This window comes from Spirillospora sp. NPDC048911 (genome assembly GCF_043198015.1).
GTDB lineage: Bacteria > Actinomycetota > Actinomycetes > Streptosporangiales > Streptosporangiaceae > Spirillospora.
The window spans coordinates 416,776-432,840 of the sequence record NZ_JBICUD010000009.1; the positions used below are offsets into that span (position 1 = coordinate 416,776).

Sequence of the window (16,065 nt, forward strand, 5' to 3'; positions counted from 1 at the left end):
CAATGATCACTGAGCCCGTCTTGACCGCCACGTTCCAGCCGACCGACGGTGCGGCGCCCGCGGATCACCAAGCCCGGGCCCGCCGCCTCAACTTCCTCTACCAGGACGGTCTGGTCCTCTCCTCGATCATCCGCGCCCTCGACTCGCTGGGCCTGCTGGAGGCCGGCCCCGGCAAGGACTGCGGCCTTCCCGAAACCGGGTACCTGAACGTGATCCGGCGCTGCCTCGCGAGCGTCGGCTGGTTCGGCGACGACCTGGCTTCGGCGGAATGGACGGTGTCCGGGCGCGCAGCCCTACGCCATCGCGAGCAGCTCGTGGGGGCGGGCCGCTTCCTCACCCGGTTCGCCGGCAGCGCGCCCGACTCGTGGAAGGCGCCGTGGGGCGCCGAGACCTCCGAGGAGTTCTCGGCCGCGGTCGTCCGCTTCGAGGAGTGGCGTGCGGACGCCGAGCGGGACGAGCTCGTCGGCGCCCTCCTGGAAGGAGCTCTGCTCCTGCCGGTGATGCTGTCGCTTCGCGCCCGCGAGGGCGACGACCTGCTCCCGCCGGACGCCGAGCGGCTTCTCGTCCTGCTCGGCTGGATCGGCGCCGACGGCCGCTGGACTCGGCAGGGTCTGGCGTGTCGCGGGTTCAGCGATCATTTCGGCATGGCGGCCTCCTACCTCCCCATGCTGGCCCGCCTCGAGGAGCTGCTCCGCGGCGAGCTCGTGGTCGACCCCGGCGGCGTCGAGTGGCACTGCGAACGCGAACTCAACGTGCAGGCCAGCGCGGCCGCGCACCGCCGCTACTTCGCCGACGCGGACCCGATCTTCCGCGAGATCTTCACGCACGGCAAGCCGCCGGCGTTCATCGCGGACATGGGCTGCGGCGACGGCAGCTGGCTCGCCCATCTGTACCGCCTCATCGGCGACGGCGTCCGCTATGTCGGAATCGACGCCAGCCCGGTCGCCCTGGACAACGCGCGGCGGACGCTGGAGGCCGTCGGCGTCCGCGCCCCCCTGCTCCTCCTCGGCGACGTCGCCTCGCCGGGCGACCTGCGGGAGCAGCTCGCGCGGCACGGCCTGGCGATCGAGGACGGCCTGCACATCCGCTCCTTCCTCGATCACGACCGGACCTATCTCGGCGGGCCGACGTCCGGCGAGCCCTTCTCGGCGTCCGGCGCCTACGTGGCACCCGACGGCACGCCGTTGTCGGCCGACGAGGTCGAGGCCGATCTGGTGGCCCACCTCGAACGCTGGAAGCCGCACATCGGCCGGCACGGCCTGGTGATCCTCGAGGCGCACTGCGTGCCGCCGCGGGTCGCGTCCCAGCATCTCGGCGCCCTGCACTCGGTCGCCTTCGACACCTACCACGGCCTGTCACACCAGTATCCGGTCGAGTACTCGACCTTCATGAGCTCCTGCCGCAAGGCCGGCCTGACCGCGGTCAGTCACCACGAGCGCCGCTACCCGACGACGCGCCCCTTCGTGGCGGTCTCGCTCAACCGGTTCATGTGCGCGGAACCCGATCCGCTGGCGGAGAGCCGGCCGGGCGTCCGCGGCGAGCAGGTCCTCCCGGTGCCCGAGGAGGCCGGCTGCTGGTCCCCGGAACCGGGAACCGACCTGAGCGACGGCCGCGGCCTGCACGAACTGCTCTATTTCGACGGGGCGCTCGCCCAGCCCCGCCGGTGGTGCGCCGGAGCGACCGGCTTCGTGGTCCGCGAGGTCCTGGCCGACCTCGAGGCCCGCGCCGAGCGGGCTCGCGCGGGTGACGTCATCCGCGTCATGGACTACGGGGCGGGAACCGGCCTGGCGTCGATCGAGCTCTCCAAGGCCTGCATCGCGCACTACCTTCCGGACCGCCTCGCCGGACGCGGCATCGGCTTCGAGCTCCATCTGGTCGACCTGCCGAACGGGTGGTTCGCCCTTGGCCACGAGCTGCTCAAGGACGTCCCGTGGGCCAGGTTCCATTCGCTGCGAGGCGAGGACGGGAAGTTCCGCGATCTGCTCGAGGTCACCGAGGGTGATCACATCGATGTCGTGATGGCCAATATGGTGTTCCACCTGCTTCGCGAGGGCGCGATGCGGCACGCGGCGGACTCGATCGCGGCGGTGCTGGCACCTGGCGGCACGCTGGTCTTCAGCGCACCCGACCTCGGGCCCGTCACCGGGCATTCGGTCCTCTTCCACGAGCCCAACCGCCTGCTCCGCCGGCACTGGCTGGACGCGATGGACGGCGCCGACCCCTCGGCGCTGCCCGCACCGTTACGCGAGGCCGTCGCCCAGGCGCGGTCCGCCTCCAGGCCGCTCAGCCGGCAGCGCGCGGATCGCCGCATTCTGCCCACGCCGCGGACGGTCGAGAGCGTCGCCGCGGACCTCGAACGCTCGTTGACCGGCACGACGACCTCCCAGACGTTCGAGCTGCTCGCGGAGGAGAGCCTGGCGACCGCGCTCGTCCCGTCGAATCAGGCCGAATACCTCGCCGAGATCACCGACCGCGCGACCCGCGAGGAAGTCATTCGGTACATCATGGGCGAATACGTTTTCCCGGAACTGATGACGGGCCCGGCCGGAACCGGTCTCGGATTCAACATCGAATGGAAATTCGGCGTATTCGAGCGCGCCGTCCGGTGCGACTAGGGATCGTCTCGCCGGCGGGACGCAAGGTGGCCTCCGGCCTGGTGTGTTGCGCCGCCGGGTGGTGTTGAACGGCTGATCCGCTTTCGTGAGGGTGAGTGTGGCCGCGGATTCCGCTGATTCCCGGCCCGTTCACTGAGGGGATGATCTCTGTGCGTTCGTTCGGTGTGTCGTCCGCGCATGAAGGGATGTGGCGGGCGCAGAAGATGGCTCCCGACACGCTGAACCATGCGATGACCACGTGGGAGGTCGGCGGTGCGCTGGACCCGGTGGTCATGGAGTCTGCGTTCCGGCACGTGCTGGACGAGGCGGAGGTGCTGCGCGTCGGCTTCGTCGAGGACGGCGGCGAGCTGCGGCAGGTACCCCGGGAGCTGGGCGGCTGGCGGCCGTTCTCCCTGGATCTGAGCGCCGAGGCCGATCCCGGCCAGGCAGCGCGCGACGAGCTGGCCGACATGCTGCGGCAGCCGTTCGACCTGGAGCGCGACCTGCTGTTCCGCCTGGGCGTGGTCAGGCTCGCGGCGGCCCGCTGGCTGGTGGTGATCGCCTACCATCACCTGATCTCGGACGGCTACGGCGTCGGTGGTCTGCTGTCGCGCCGCCTCGCCGAGGTGTACACGGCGCTGGTGCGCGGCTCGGACGTGCCGGAGCCGCCCCACCCGTGGGACGTCGGGTCGTTCGCGGCCCGGGCGGGGGAGTACCGCGCCTCCCAGCGGTTCACCGATGACCTTGAGTTCTGGCGTGACTACCTGAAGGACGCGCCCGCGCCCGCGCAGGTCCCGCACGTCGTCATGTCCGACTCGACGCGGTCCGCGCTCTCCGAACCGCTGGACGATGGCGACCGCTGGTCGGAGGTGGCCGGTGGCATCGGCATGGTGAGCCGGGCGCTGGCCGTTCCGCGCGCGGAGGCCGACGCGTGGACCGAGGCCGCGAAGTCCATGGGCATGTGGCTGTCCTCGATGCTGACCGCGGCCGCGGCGGTGTACTTTCGGCACCGCTGCGAACGTCCGGAGTTCCTCTTCTCGCTGGCCGTGGGCAACCGGTCCGGGGCGGCGGGCACGACGCCCGGCCTGGCCGTGAACGTGGTGCCGGTGCGGGTGAAGGTCCCGCTCGCTGCGACCTTCATCGAGGTCGCCGACGCGGTGGGCGACGAGATGTACGAGATCTTCGATCATCTGGCCTGCCACTACTCGGACATCCAGCGGGCGAGCGGGGCCGTCCTGAGCGGCCGCGGCGGCTTCGGCGCCGTCATGAACATCGTCGAGTTCGTGGAACGGATCCACTTCGACGGCGTTCCGGCACGCTACCTCGGGGGGACGACGGGGGCGTTCGACGAGCTGTCGTTCGGCTTCTGCGGCGACGGAACCCCGCAGGGCGACCTGTATCTCCGGCTCGACGCCCCCGCGGGCCTGTACTCGGGCGCGGAGCTGCGCGTCATCGGCGAGGAGCTGATCACCTACGTCCGTGCCGTGGTGGCCTGCGAGGGGCGGCTGCCGGTCGGGGCGCTGGACGTGGTGAGCGGGGCCGAGCGGGAGCGGGTCCTGGTGGAGCCGAACGACACGGCGGCGCCGGTGCCGGGGCTGACGGTGCCCGAGCTGTTCGCCCGCCAGGTCGAGCGTGCCCCCGACGCCGTCGCGGTGGTGTCGGGGGACTCGCAGATCTCCTACCGGGTGCTGGATGAGCTGTCCGGCCGCGTGGCCGAGGCGTTGCGGCGCCGGGGTGTCGGGTCCGAGACGGTCGTGGCGGTGGCGTTGCCCAGGTCGGTGGACCTGGTGGTCGCTCTGTTGGGCGTGGTGAAGGCGGGCGGAGCCTACCTGCTGATCGACCCGACGTCGTCCGTGGAGCGGATCAGGCCGGTGGTGACCGGCGCCGCGGTGCGGGCGCTGCTCACCGGCACGACGACGGCCGACGTGTTCTCCGCCGGTCTGGACGTTCCGGCGATCGTCTTCGACGACGCCTGCTCGGCCACCACCGACGACGTCGTTCCGGACGTTTCAGTCCCGGCGCGTCGGGACGGCCTGCTGGCCGTGATGCACGGCTCCGGGTCGGCCGGCGCGCCCGCGGGCGTCGCGGTGACGCACCGGAACCTGGAGCGGTACGTCATGGATCGCCACTGGCGGGACGGCGGCCATCGCGTCGTGCTGTGGCATGCGCCGCACTCCTACGACGTGCTCGCACTCGAGGTCTGGACGCCGCTGCTGAACGGCGGCCGGATCGTGGTGGCGCCGCCGGGGAGGCTGGACGCCGACGTGCTGGCCGCGATGCGGGCGGCGCACCAGATCTCGACGGTGTGGTTGCCCGCGGGCGTGTTCGCCGCGATCGCGACGGAACGTCCGGAGAGCGTCGCCGGGTTGCGCGAGGTCTGGACCGGCGGGGACCGCCCCTCCTTGACCGCGGTGCGGCGGGTGCGGGAGGCGTGCCCCGAAGTCGCGATCGTGCACGGTCACGGCGCGGCGGAGACCAGCGGCTTCATCGCGTGCCACCGCCTTACGGCGGACGATCGGGAGGGGGGCGCGGGCGGGCTCGGCCGCCCGATGGACAACACGGCCCTCTACGTGCTGGGACCGGGACTGGCGCCGGTCCCGGCCGGCGTGACCGGAGAGCTCTACGTGGCCGGATCCGGCGTGGCGCGCGGGTACACCGGCCGACCCGGACAGACCGCGGAGCGGTTCGTGCCGTGTCCGTTCGGGCCGGCCGGCGGGCTCATGTACCGGACCGGGGACCGGGCGCGATGGGGTGTCGACGGTCGCCTGGAGTACGCGGGCCGGGCCGGCGTCCAGGCACGGATACGCGGTGTCGCGGTCGAGCCGGTCGAGGTCGAGGCGGTGCTGTCGGAGTATCCCGGGGTGGCGCAGTCGGCGGTGGTCGTCCGGGAGGACGACTCCGGACAACAGCGGCTGGTGGCCTACGCGGTTCCGCTGGAGCCCCGGGTCGGCCTCTCGGCGGAGGAACTGCGCCGGTTCGCCGCGGGGCGGTTGCCGGAGGCCCTGATGCCGTCGGCGGTCGTGGTGCTGGAACGCCTGCCGGTGACGGCGGGTGGGATCGTCGACCGGGTGTCGCTACCAGATCCGGAGTCCGGCGGCCGGAAGTACCGCGGACCGCGCAACGCCACCGAGCGGGTCCTGTGCACGCTCGTCGCCGAGGTGCTCGAACGGGACCGGGTGGGCATCGACGACGACTTCTTCGACCTCGGCGGGAACTCGCTGCGGGCGATCAGGCTGGTCGGCCTGATCCGGGCGGAGCTGAACCAGGAGGTCTCCATCCGCACGTTGTTCGTGGCCCGCACCGTTGCCGGCCTGTCCGGCATGTGGCAGGACTTCGCCCGGTCCAGGAGGCCGGCTCTGCACAGGAGGACCAAGGACGGTGAGGCCCTCTGAGTGCGCTCGTTGCCCGTCGCGCCGTCCGTGTCAGCGGGAGGATCCCCCATGAGAGACCGTGAACACGAGATCTACGACGTGGTCGGCATCGGGTTCGGTCCGTCCAACCTCTCGCTGGCCATCGCGATGGAAGAGTGCGGGGCGCATGGCCTGGACGGAGGGCTCAGTGCCGTCTTCCTCGAGCGTCAGTCCTCCTTCGGCTGGCACCGCAACATGCTGCTGCCGTCGGCCACAATGCAGATCTCCTTCCTCAAGGATCTGGTCACCTTCCGCAATCCGACCTCGCGTTTCAGCTTCATCGCCTACCTGCACGCGGCGGGGCGGCTCCCGCAGTTCGTCAACAACCAGGACTTCTTCCCCACGCGCCAGGAGTTCCACCAGTACCTCGAATGGGCGCAGGCCCAGGTGGCCGATCGCATCGCGTACGGCTCGGAGGTGACGTCGATCCGGCTGCCGCCGGGTGCCGGTCCGGAGTCGGCCGACCGGCTGCGGCTGGAGGTGACGGATACCGCCGGCCTGGGGGACCGTGTGGTCGAGGCACGGAACGTGGTGATCTCGACGGGCCTGGTCCCGAGCATGCCCGCGGGAGCCGAGCGTGACGAACGGGTGTGGCACAGCTCCGAGTTCCTGGCGAAGTACCGCCGGACGGACCCCGCGGACCTGCGCCAGGTGGCGGTGGTCGGTGCGGGCCAGAGCGCCGCCGAGATCACCAGGTTCCTGTACGACGAGCTCCCGCACGCCGACGTGTGGGCGATCATCCCGTCCTACGGCTACTCCGCCGCCGACGACACCCCCTTCGCCAACCAGATCTTCGATCCCTCGGCCGTCGACGACTACTACTTCGGCACGGTGCAGACCCGGGAGGCGTTCTGGCGGTACCACCGCAACACGAACTACTCGGTCGTCGACGACGAGGTGATCCGGGATTTGTACCGCCGGGCGTACGACGACGAGGTACGAGGCGCCAGGCGCCTGCGGTTCCTCAATCTGACGAGGGTCACCGGGGTGAAGCGAGCCGGCGCCGAGACCCGTGTCTCGCTGCGGGCCGGCCCCGACGGCGAGCCGCGGGAGCTCGACTTGGACGCGCTCGTCTGCGCGACCGGCTACACGGCGATGGAGCCCACGGACCTGCTCGGCGACCTCGACCGGCACTGCCTGCGTGACGAGGCGGGCAGGTACCGGGTGGAGCGGGACTACCGCATCGTCACCTCTCCCGAGATGCGGTGCGGCATCTATTTCCAGGGCGGTACCGAGCACACCCACGGCCTGACCTCCTCGCTGCTGTCGAACCTCGCGGTACGGAGCGGTGAGATCGCCGACTCGATCGCCGCCCGCTGTGCGGGGCGGGGCACCGAGCGCGCGGTCCCCGCCGCTGTCGGGGGCGACATCATCCGCTGAACGCATGGGAAGGGAAGTCCCCGAATGAGGAGTCCGATGGAAGAGCAAGGCGAGGAGCAATGGGTGCGCCGCTTCCGTGATGGCGACGGGTGCGGGACCAAGCTCGTCTGCTTTCCCCATGCCGGTGGCTGGGCGGCGGCGTACCGCACCTGGCCTCAGGGCCTGCCCTCGGACGTCGGCGTGCTCGCCGTCCGGTACCCGGGCCGGGAGGACCGGCACGGTGATCCGCTCCCGTCCGGACTGGAGGTCCTCGCCGACGACATCGCCGACGCGTTCGGCGAGCTCGCGCGGCATCGGCTGGTGCTGTTCGGTCACAGCATGGGGGCCTCGGTCGCGCACGAGGTGGCGGTGCGCCTCCAGGAACGAGGGTGCCCGCCGGCCGCCCTGTGCGTATCCGGCAGGCGCCCGCCGCGGCTGCTGGACGACCGGCGGCGGCTCTCGGGCACCGACGAGGAGATCATCGCGGACATCGTGCGCTTCGACGCGCGACGTGCCGCGGTCTTCGCGGACCCTGACCTGCGGAAGATGGTGCTCCCCGCCATCCGCGCGGACTACCGGTTGGTGGACGACTATTGCGGCGGCGACCGGCCTCCCCTCGACTGCCCGGTGTACGGCTACGTCGGTGACGATGACCCCGAGGTGACCGTCGAACAGATGCGCGGCTGGGCGGAGGTGACGCGGCAGGCGTTCCGGCTGCGGGTACTGCCCGGCGGGCACTTCTACCTCATGGCGGAGGAGGCCGCGCTGCTGGCCGACCTGAGTGGCGTACTGAGCGGCGTACTGGGCCGCGTTGCGGCGACCGCCGAGACCACGACCCGGTCCTGACGGCGCCGCAACGCGGCCCGGCCCTGACGGCGGCGCCTACTGTGCCGGGCCGAACCAGGTGGCGAGGGCCCTCCGGAGCGCCGCGGTGTCGCCTGGGCCGTCGGCGGCCGCCCAGGCGACATGGCCGTCGGGGCGGATGAGGAGCGCGGCGGGAGTGGAGATCTCGCCGACGGCCGGGACCGGCCAGCGGTCATCCTCACTCCGCGCCTCGACGACGTCGACGCGATCGGTCCAGCCCTCGGCGGCCGCCGCCACCTCGGCACTGCCGCGCAGGTCGAGCAGTACTGGCCGGCCGGCGTGCAGCAGTTCGTAGACGCGGCCCGCGCCGTCCGACGTCTTGAGGTCGGCGTCGGGGACCCGGCGGCCCGCCAGCGGGTGGTCGGCGTCGACCGGGTACTGGATGTCCAAGCCGGTGAGCATGCCGCACAGGTACCGGTTGACGTCGTCGAACATGATGAGCGAGGCGAACACGTCGCGCAGTGCCTCGGTCTGGGCGCCGGGACGGGCGAGGGCCGTCTGGGCCCGGGTGTTGTGCAGAACGCTCTCCCCGACGGGGTGGCGCTCGTCGTGGTAGCTGTCCAGCAGGCTCTCCGGCGCCCGGCCGAGCACCACCGAGGCGAGCTTCCAGCCGAGGTTGACCGCGTCCTGCATGCCCAGGTTCAGCCCTTGCCCGCCGAGCGGGAAGTGGATGTGCGCCGCGTCGCCCGCGAGCAGCACCCGGCCCTCCCGGTACCGGGCCGCCTGCCGTGCGGCGTCGGTGAACCGGGAGACCCACCGCGGGCCGTGCATGCCGTAGTCGGTGCCCGCGACCCTGATCAGTGATTCCCGGAGCTGCTCGAACGTGACGGGTTCGTCGCGGTCGCGATCCCCGGCGAGGCTGTAGTCGGATGTGATCACCCGGTACCAGCCCGGTTCGAAGGCGATCACCGAGTAGCCGCCGCCGGCGGTGCGCCGTCCCCAGATGTAGTCCTCGGTCAGATCGGGGAGCTCGACGTCGCCGATCAGCGCGGTCATCGTCGCCGGAGTGCCGGGGAAGTCGATTCCCGCCAGCTTGCGCACCGCGCTGCGCCCGCCGTCGCAGCCCACGAGGTAGCGGGCGCGCAGCGTCGCGGACGTGTCCTCCGCCGTGCGCAGCTCGACCGTCACGCCCGCCTCGTCCTGGCGGATCCCGCTCACCTCGGACGAGCGGCGCACCCGCACGCCGAGCTCGGTGGCCCACTCCTCCAGCAGCCGCTCGATGGCGGACTGCAGGATCATCAGCGGACGGGGATGCCTGGACTCGAACTCGTCGAACTCCAGATAGAGGCCGGAGAAGTGGCCCACCCCCTGCAGCTCGCCGATCGCCAGGAAACGCTCCAGGACTCCGCGCTGGTCCAGCACCTCCAGGGTGCGCGAGTGCATTCCGCCGGCTCGCGACTCGCCCGACCGTTCCGCGAGCCGTTCGGCCACCACCACGTCGACGCCCGCCAGCCGCAGCTCGCAGGCGAGCATCAGGCCCGTCGGCCCGGCGCCCGCGATCACCACGTCCGTGTCCATGCCGGTGTGCCCCACGCCGATCCCCTCACTGTCGTCGAATCCCCTCCACGCTCACGGAAGGGGATCGGCCGTTCAAGACGGCGCCGGGCCGGGCTGGGGCAGGCCGCTGCCGGACTTGCCACGTCCCGCCGGCGGGACGGACCGGGCGCGGGGCGTCCGCGACGCGCTGCGCCCCGCGCTCACCGACCCGGATCCCGTCGTGCGGGTGACGGCCGTCTACCACCTGGCGACCCACGGGGAGTGGGCGGACGGTGTCCTGGACGGGCTGATCCGCCATTCCGAATCGCGATCCGCAACCAGACTCTGAGTCTTCTCGGCTCGTACCGATCCGCCTCGCCCCTGCTCTGGACGAGCCTCGGCACGCCCGGCTGTCCGAGGCCGATCCGAGCATCCGCCGCATGGCCCTGGCCGCGCTGGTGAAGGCCGGAACGGCGCCTCCCGAACCTGACGACCGGGTCAACCGCTACGTCCTCGGCAAGATCCTCACGCGTCCGCGCTCCTGAGCGCCGTGGAGAACGGGCCGTCCCCGGCGAAGGCGATCGCGGCGAAGCGCTCTCCCATGCGGCGGTATCCGGCGGCGTTGGGATGGAGGTCGTCGGGCAGGTCCGCGACGTCGGCCGGGCCGAAGAGCTCCCGGCCGTCCAGGTAGTGCAGGTTCGGGTCGGAGCGTTCGGCGGCGATCCCGCGCAGGACGTCCCTGATCACGGTCAGGCTCAGGGCGCCGGCGGCGATGTCGGCGGCGATGTCGGCGGGGTCGCCCGAGGCGGTGAAGCGCCACCCGTCCGCGCCCTGCACGAGGCCGGTCGGTCCCGGCCGGGTCTCGACGATGGGGCAGGCGACCGGCGAGACGAGCAGGAGCGGAGCGTCGGGGTGGCCGTCCCGGACGGTGTCGAGGAAGCCGTGGACGGCGGGCACGAAGGCCCGCAACCGCATCGTGGCGCCGTTGACGACGTTGATGCCCAGCTTGAGGCTGATCAGGTCGGCCGGGAGGTCGCGGATCGTCCGGGCGGTGAACGGATCGAGCATCGCGTTGCCGCCCAGACCCAGGTTCAGCACCTCGACGCCCGCCCGCCGCGCGGCGACCACCGGCCACGAGCCGAGCGGGCCGTCGGCGTCCGCGCAGTGGCTGATGGAGCTGCCGTGGTGGATCCAGACGGGCCGGTCGCCCGGCTCGGGTGGGTGGACTGGGGCGTCGGCGCGCAGGTCCACGAGCTCGACCTGCGAACTCTGCGGCAGCCAGATCTCCACCTCTTTGAAACCGGGCGGCAGCCCGAATCGGACCACGTCCGGGAGCCCGTTCTCCCGGCGCACCGCTCCGGTCTCCAGGTCGAGCACCAGGACTCCGCCGTCGGGCGCGGGCACGCGGCCGGCGGGTTCGCCGTCGACCACGAGATCGAAGCAGCCGGCGGGCTCCGCGTCGGGGTCGCCGGCGAACCACGTCCGGGTGATCAGCACCGTCAGCTCCAGCGAGGTCGCCTCGGTGCCGAAGACCAGCCGGACGCCGGACGGCTGGGAGACCACCATCTCGCAGAAGGCGTCCGGCAGTTGCGGCCTGGTCCACGACGGCAACCGCCTCGGCATCCATCCCGCCGGGGTCCGCTCCAGATCGAGGGCGCCGCGCAGCCGGACCGAGCAGCTGGGCAGCGGAACGTCCATATCGTGCATACCGTCATCATCCCTCGAAGGAGGGTGCGCGCAGATCGGCGATGCATTCGCGTAGCAGGGCCAGCAGTTCGTCGTCAGGGGTGTGCGCGGTCGCGGCCCGTACCGCGACGACGACCCGCATGGCCGCGCTGTGGACGTACAGCCGCTCCAGCAGTCCGGCCCAGCGCCGGGCCGCCGGCTTCGGGCCCCGCCGAAGCCGCCGGTGGGCGTTGCGGAGGTCCCATTCGAGTGCGTAGCGCAGGCTCTCGTCGCGCGGCGGACGCTTCAGCGCGGTCGCGGCGCAGCGGGCGACCAGCCGCGCGGCCGTCGCGGCGCTGGACGGCGCCGTGCCGATCATCTGGGGAGCCAGGGCGGCGAGCTGTTCCCGGGCCGCCGCCGTGACCGCGTCGTTGACGGTGCGGGCCACCGCGGCGAGCACCGGGTCCACGCAGCGCGGATGGTCGCTCCACGGCTCTCCGCTGAGCACCGAGACCAGCTCCATCACGCACACCTGGCCGCCGGGCGTCCGGTGACGGCCACGGCCCAGGCTCGGCGACTGTGACATGACTCTCTCTTTCGCGAACGGCATACCGTCGCCCGTATACTGAAAACACCATGGCCGATGTCATCCGTCCCGTCGCGCGTCCGGTGCCGCTCCGGCAGACCGTGTACGACGCGCTCGTCGAGCTCATCGTCGGCGGCGTCCTGCAGCCCGGCCAGCGCATGGTCGAGGCCGAGCTGGCCCGCCAGCTCGGGGTCAGCCGGCAGCCGATCCGCGAGGCCTTCCACCGGCTGGAGGCCGAGGGCTGGGTCGACCTGCGGCCCGGCCAGGGCGCCTTCGTGCACACGCCCACCGAGCAGGAGGTCGACCAGCTCCTCGACGTCCGGGGGCTGCTGGAGAGCGAGGCGGCGCGGCTGGCCGCCGGCGCCGCCGCCCCGGCCGACGTGGCCGCGCTGCGCGCCATCTGCCGGCGCGGCGTCGACGCGCTGGACGCGGGCGACCCCGAGCGCATCGTCGACGCCAACGCCGAGTTCCACGCCCAGGTCCGCGCCATCTCCGGCAACGTGGTCCTGGCCGAGCTCATCGGCATGGTCGACCGGCGGGTCCGCTGGTACTACCGGCGGGTGGTGGAGTCGCGGGGCCGCGAGTCGTGGACCGAGCACGCCGACCTCGTCGAGGCGATCGAGGCGCACGACGAGCCGCGCGCCGCCGCCGTCGCCCGCCGCCACACCGAACGGACCCGCGACGCCTACCACGCGACGCGCTAGGGGATCGCCTCCGCGGCGGCCTCCTCGGCGGCCGGTGGCGCGGGCAGTTCGCCGACGGCCTGCTTGACCAGCGGACGGATGAGGAACCACGTCAGCAACGTCGCCAGCGCGCTGCATCCGGCCATCGCCCACAGCACCGGTATCCACTGGCCCGACCCGCCGTTGAGGGAGGCCAGCCACGCGGCCCCGGGCGCGGCGAAGAACGCGGCCATGCCCTTGGACGTGTAGAGCATCCCGTAGTTGGTGGTGGCGTGGGCCCGGCCGAACAGATCTCCCACGGTCGCCGGGAACAGCGAGTAGATCTCGCCCCAGGAGAAGAACGCCAGCGCCGTCAGCACCACGAACGCCACCGGCTCCTCGATGAACGTGATCCAGGCCAGCATCACGACGAACTGGAAGCCGAACGCCAGGGTCAGCGCCGTCTCCCGGCCGATGTGGTCGGACACCCAGCCCCAGAACGGCCGGCACACCCCGTTCAGGACGCGGTCCACCAGCAGGGCGAGCACCAGCGCGCTCGTCCCGAGCCAGAGCACCCCCTCGTCCATGCCGTAGTCCTTGCCGATCGGCTTGAGCTGCGCCGTCATCACCAGCCCGGTGAACGCCATCATCATCATGACCAGGTACAGGGCCCAGAAGGCCGGCTGGCGCAACGTCTCCCGCCAGGTGAAGTCGCGGGTGCTCATCCGCACCCTGGCCCGGATCTTCCGCTCTTTCTCGGCCCAGTCCGGCGGCTGCCAGCCTGCCGCCGGGCTCCGGACGAACAGCGCCGCCAGCGCCACCACGATCCCCTGAACGATCCCGAAGGTGATGAACGTGGCCCGGTAGCCGGAGGAGTCGATCATGCGTGAGATCGGGACGATGGTGAGCGCGGTCCCGGCGCCGTACCCGCCGGCCACCAGCCCGGCGCACAGCCCGCGATGGTCGGGGAACCACTTGAGCGCGGTGCCCACGCAGGAGCCGTAGATCGCGCCGGCGCCGACGCCGCCGACGGCGTAGACCGCCCACAGGACGTAGATGTCGTCCGCCAGGCCGGAGCCGACCCAGGACGCGGCGATCAGCACCGCCCCCGCCAGCATGACCAGCCGCGGGCCGAACCGGTCGACCAGCCAGCCCTCGACCGGCACCAGCCAGGTCTCGGTGAAGACGAACGCGGTGAACGCGAACTGGACCGCGGTCAGCTCGGCGCCGAGGCTCGTCTCCAGCGGGTCGGTGAACAGGGTCCAGGCGTACTGCAGGTTGGCGATCGCCATCATCGACACGACCAGCGACACCAGGACCCACCAGCGGTTCACGGTGAATCCCGGGACCAGGTGGTCTTTGTTCTTGTGCGCCACTACCGGCATCTCCGGCCTCCTCGGGCTCTCCGCGCGTCGCGCTAGGGCAGCCGGACGAGGCTGACGGGATCGGGCGCCCCCGGATCGTTCGCGTTGTCGATCAGCTCGATCTCGGCCCTGTCCGAGAGAACGTGCAGGGAGCCGTCGGCGCCGTACGCGCGGATGATCACGACGGTCCCGTCCTGGTGGGTGTAGCGCTCCTCGGTGTAGAGCGCGGTCTGGTTCCTCTCGGCGGCGACGGCCGCGTCCCCCTGCCATTCGAAGCGGTAGGGGGCGAGCGGCAGCCGCAGCTCGTAGGGAAAACGGTCGCGGTTCATTGCGGGCCTCCCGCCGACGGTGATGCCTGCGCCCGCGCGGAACTGACCCGCGCGGGACGGGCATGCGCGGGAGGGGCACGGGTCAGGACAGGCCGAGGATCTGGAACAGCTCGCGCCGGGCCGGGCCGTCCTCGGCGGCGGCGACCAGCTCGTCCAGGCCCCAGCCGGCTTCCTCCAGCAGGTCCCGGCCGTGGTCGAACAGCCGGTGCCGGCGGCCGGGCGGCACCGCCTCGACCACCAGATGCCCGATGATCTGCACGACGGCCTCGCGCAGCGCGTCCTGGTCGCGGGACCGGGACGGGCCGACCGAGAGCGGCAGCAGCCGCGGCACCCGGCCGGGCGGCCCGTCCTCACCGTCGCGCGCCACGTCAGTCACCTCCGGGACGAGCCGTGCCGCCGCCGAGACGGGCGCGGAGGCGGGTGTAGCTTCCGGGCGCGCCGACGTCGATGACCTCGGCCAGCTCGAACGTGCGCCCGCCCGGTGATCCGTCGGCCAGCCGGACCGGCGCCCCTTCCGCCCACACCTCGAATCTCGTGTCCGCGGCGTGCGGGCCGATCCGCAGCACGTACCGCAGGACCGACCCGTGATCGGGCAGGTAGCGCTGCTGCCGCCCGCCGTCGAAGCGCAGCTGGTACATCGCCGGTCCTCCTAGGCGCCGATGCCCCGGTTGAGCGGCATCGCGTAGTTCTCCTCCTTGAGGCGCGCGTGCCGTTCAGGGTCTTCCAGGTCGATGAGCTCGTCGGGCACGTCCATGCCGATGTCCACCCAGTTCTGGTTGGCGGACCGCTGCATCCGCGCGACGTGCTCGGGCAGCATGTGCCCGAACCGGCCCTGCATCGCCAGGTAGTCGGTGACCGGCCGCTGCGCCGGCGGGTGGAAGTAGGAGTACTCGCGCGTCTCCGGGTCGTACTCCCACACCGGGAACAGGCCCGCCTCCACCACCCGGCGGCCGATCTCGACGGTCATCGACGTCTGGTAGACCCAGCCCTTCTGGCACGGCGTGAAGCAGTGCAGGAACGCCGCGCCCCGCAGGTTGAGCCCCTTGCGGGTCTTGTTCATCACGTCGACGGGGTAGCCGACCGTGGTGGTCGCCACGTAGCAGTGCGGATGGCCCTCGGCCATCATCCTGGCCAGGTTCTTGGGCGGCAGCGTCTTCCCCTCGGGGATCTTCGTCCCGAACGGGGTGAACGTCGTCATCCCGGCGTACGGGGTGGTCGGTGAGGTCTGGATGCCGGTGTTGGCGTAGCACTCGTTGTCGTAGCAGACGAACAGCGCGTCGTGGTTCCGGTACAGCGCGCCGGAGATCGACCCGAGCCCGATGTCGGAGGCCGACCCGTCGCCGGCCATCACGATGAGGTTCGGGTACGGGCCGTCGTACCGGCCCTTCCGGATCATCGCCTCGTACGCCGCCGCCATGCCCGAGGTGAACGAGCCGCCGCTGGCGATCGGGGTGTGCGCCCACGGCACGGTGTAGGGGGTGCAGAGGTAGGTGGAGTTGGCGACGTACATGCATCCGGTGGGGCCCGCCAGGATCGTGTCCTCGCCGGCCGCCTTGAGCGTCCAGCGGTACTCGATCGCCGGGCCGCAGCCCGCGCAGGTGCGGTGCCCCGCCTGGTAGGGGTCCTCGCCCGGGAGATCGGGGAGGTAGTGCAGGTCCCGGCCGTCCTCGTCGGGGACGGCGGCGGAGCGGCCCTGCTCGTCGAACAGCGGCAGATGCTGCCTGATGACCTCGTGCATACGGCTCAGTCCTCGGGT

14 protein-coding genes are annotated in these 16,065 nt (G+C 71.9%); 6 read left to right on the top strand and 8 right to left on the bottom strand.

Features of this window, described 5'->3' with window-relative positions:
• Positions 1-2: 2 nt before the first annotated feature.
• The 4 genes from ACGFNU_RS36485 to ACGFNU_RS36500 all read left to right on the top strand — a co-directional run bounded on the left by ACGFNU_RS36485 (position 3) and on the right by ACGFNU_RS36500 (position 8,209).
• Positions 3-2,615, top strand: a complete 2,613-nt coding sequence (locus ACGFNU_RS36485; protein WP_392601133.1) for a methyltransferase domain-containing protein — start codon at positions 3-5, stop codon at positions 2,613-2,615.
• Positions 2,616-2,755: 140 nt separating this feature from the next.
• Positions 2,756-5,986: an amino acid adenylation domain-containing protein gene (locus ACGFNU_RS36490; RefSeq protein WP_392601134.1), complete on the top strand. Its 3,231-nt coding sequence runs from the start codon at positions 2,756-2,758 to the stop codon at positions 5,984-5,986.
• Positions 5,987-6,034: 48 nt separating this feature from the next.
• Positions 6,035-7,384, top strand: coding sequence for a lysine N(6)-hydroxylase/L-ornithine N(5)-oxygenase family protein (locus ACGFNU_RS36495; protein WP_392601135.1), 1,350 nt, complete (start codon positions 6,035-6,037; stop codon positions 7,382-7,384).
• A gap of 36 nt (positions 7,385-7,420) precedes the next feature.
• Positions 7,421-8,209 carry a thioesterase II family protein gene (locus tag ACGFNU_RS36500; RefSeq protein WP_392601136.1) on the top strand — a complete coding sequence of 263 codons (789 nt, stop codon included), beginning with the start codon at positions 7,421-7,423 and terminating at the stop codon, positions 8,207-8,209.
• Positions 8,210-8,245: 36 nt separating this feature from the next.
• Here the strand turns inward: ACGFNU_RS36500 and ACGFNU_RS36505 are convergent, their stop codons facing one another.
• A complete protein-coding gene (locus ACGFNU_RS36505) occupies positions 8,246-9,760 on the bottom strand; it encodes an FAD-dependent monooxygenase (protein ID WP_392601137.1) in 1,515 nt (504 codons plus the stop codon).
• 100 nt (positions 9,761-9,860) lie between these two features.
• Between ACGFNU_RS36505 and ACGFNU_RS36510 the strand changes: the two genes are divergently transcribed.
• Positions 9,861-10,052, top strand: coding sequence for a hypothetical protein (locus ACGFNU_RS36510; RefSeq protein ID WP_392601138.1), 192 nt, complete (start codon positions 9,861-9,863; stop codon positions 10,050-10,052).
• 176 nt (positions 10,053-10,228) lie between these two features.
• Here the strand turns inward: ACGFNU_RS36510 and ACGFNU_RS36515 are convergent, their stop codons facing one another.
• Entirely contained in the window at positions 10,229-11,410 is a 1,182-nt protein-coding gene (locus tag ACGFNU_RS36515) for a GDSL-type esterase/lipase family protein (protein ID WP_392601139.1), read from the bottom strand.
• A gap of 7 nt (positions 11,411-11,417) precedes the next feature.
• Positions 11,418-11,954: a hypothetical protein gene (locus tag ACGFNU_RS36520; RefSeq protein WP_392601140.1), complete on the bottom strand. Its 537-nt coding sequence runs from the start codon at positions 11,952-11,954 to the stop codon at positions 11,418-11,420.
• 50 nt (positions 11,955-12,004) lie between these two features.
• Between ACGFNU_RS36520 and ACGFNU_RS36525 the strand changes: the two genes are divergently transcribed.
• Positions 12,005-12,658 (top strand): GntR family transcriptional regulator, encoded by a 654-nt coding sequence (locus ACGFNU_RS36525; RefSeq protein WP_392601141.1) that lies wholly within the window; start codon positions 12,005-12,007, stop codon positions 12,656-12,658.
• Here the strand turns inward: ACGFNU_RS36525 and oxlT are convergent.
• The 5 genes from oxlT to ACGFNU_RS36550 form a co-directional block, all read right to left on the bottom strand.
• Positions 12,655-14,001: an oxalate/formate MFS antiporter gene (oxlT, locus tag ACGFNU_RS36530; RefSeq protein WP_392601142.1), complete on the bottom strand. Its 1,347-nt coding sequence runs from the start codon at positions 13,999-14,001 to the stop codon at positions 12,655-12,657. The genes ACGFNU_RS36525 and oxlT overlap by 4 nt on opposite strands.
• Before the next feature lie 32 nt (positions 14,002-14,033).
• Entirely contained in the window at positions 14,034-14,309 is a 276-nt protein-coding gene (locus ACGFNU_RS36535; RefSeq protein WP_392601143.1) for a hypothetical protein, read from the bottom strand.
• Positions 14,310-14,391: 82 nt separating this feature from the next.
• Positions 14,392-14,676 carry a hypothetical protein gene (locus tag ACGFNU_RS36540; protein ID WP_392601144.1) on the bottom strand — a complete coding sequence of 95 codons (285 nt, stop codon included), beginning with the start codon at positions 14,674-14,676 and terminating at the stop codon, positions 14,392-14,394.
• A gap of 1 nt (position 14,677) precedes the next feature.
• Positions 14,678-14,947 (bottom strand): hypothetical protein, encoded by a 270-nt coding sequence (locus ACGFNU_RS36545; RefSeq protein ID WP_392601145.1) that lies wholly within the window; start codon positions 14,945-14,947, stop codon positions 14,678-14,680.
• 11 nt (positions 14,948-14,958) lie between these two features.
• A complete protein-coding gene (locus ACGFNU_RS36550) occupies positions 14,959-16,047 on the bottom strand; it encodes a thiamine pyrophosphate-dependent enzyme (RefSeq protein ID WP_392601146.1) in 1,089 nt (362 codons plus the stop codon).
• Between the last annotated feature and the right edge of the window lie 18 nt (positions 16,048-16,065).

Excerpts from the sequence above, each read along its gene's own strand:
- ACGFNU_RS36485 (WP_392601133.1), top strand. The coding sequence starts at position 3 with ATGATCACTGAGCCCGTCTTGACCGCCACGTTCCAGCCGACCGACGGT.
- ACGFNU_RS36490 (WP_392601134.1), top strand. The coding sequence starts at position 2,756 with ATGATCTCTGTGCGTTCGTTCGGTGTGTCGTCCGCGCATGAAGGGATG.
- ACGFNU_RS36495 (WP_392601135.1), top strand. The coding sequence starts at position 6,035 with ATGAGAGACCGTGAACACGAGATCTACGACGTGGTCGGCATCGGGTTC.
- ACGFNU_RS36500 (WP_392601136.1), top strand. The coding sequence starts at position 7,421 with ATGGAAGAGCAAGGCGAGGAGCAATGGGTGCGCCGCTTCCGTGATGGC.
- ACGFNU_RS36515 (WP_392601139.1), bottom strand. The coding sequence starts at position 11,410 with ATGCACGATATGGACGTTCCGCTGCCCAGCTGCTCGGTCCGGCTGCGC.
- ACGFNU_RS36520 (WP_392601140.1), bottom strand. The coding sequence starts at position 11,954 with ATGTCACAGTCGCCGAGCCTGGGCCGTGGCCGTCACCGGACGCCCGGC.
- ACGFNU_RS36525 (WP_392601141.1), top strand. The coding sequence starts at position 12,005 with ATGGCCGATGTCATCCGTCCCGTCGCGCGTCCGGTGCCGCTCCGGCAG.
- oxlT (WP_392601142.1), bottom strand. The coding sequence starts at position 14,001 with ATGCCGGTAGTGGCGCACAAGAACAAAGACCACCTGGTCCCGGGATTC.
- ACGFNU_RS36535 (WP_392601143.1), bottom strand. The coding sequence starts at position 14,309 with ATGAACCGCGACCGTTTTCCCTACGAGCTGCGGCTGCCGCTCGCCCCC.
- ACGFNU_RS36545 (WP_392601145.1), bottom strand. The coding sequence starts at position 14,947 with ATGTACCAGCTGCGCTTCGACGGCGGGCGGCAGCAGCGCTACCTGCCC.
- ACGFNU_RS36550 (WP_392601146.1), bottom strand. The coding sequence starts at position 16,047 with ATGCACGAGGTCATCAGGCAGCATCTGCCGCTGTTCGACGAGCAGGGC.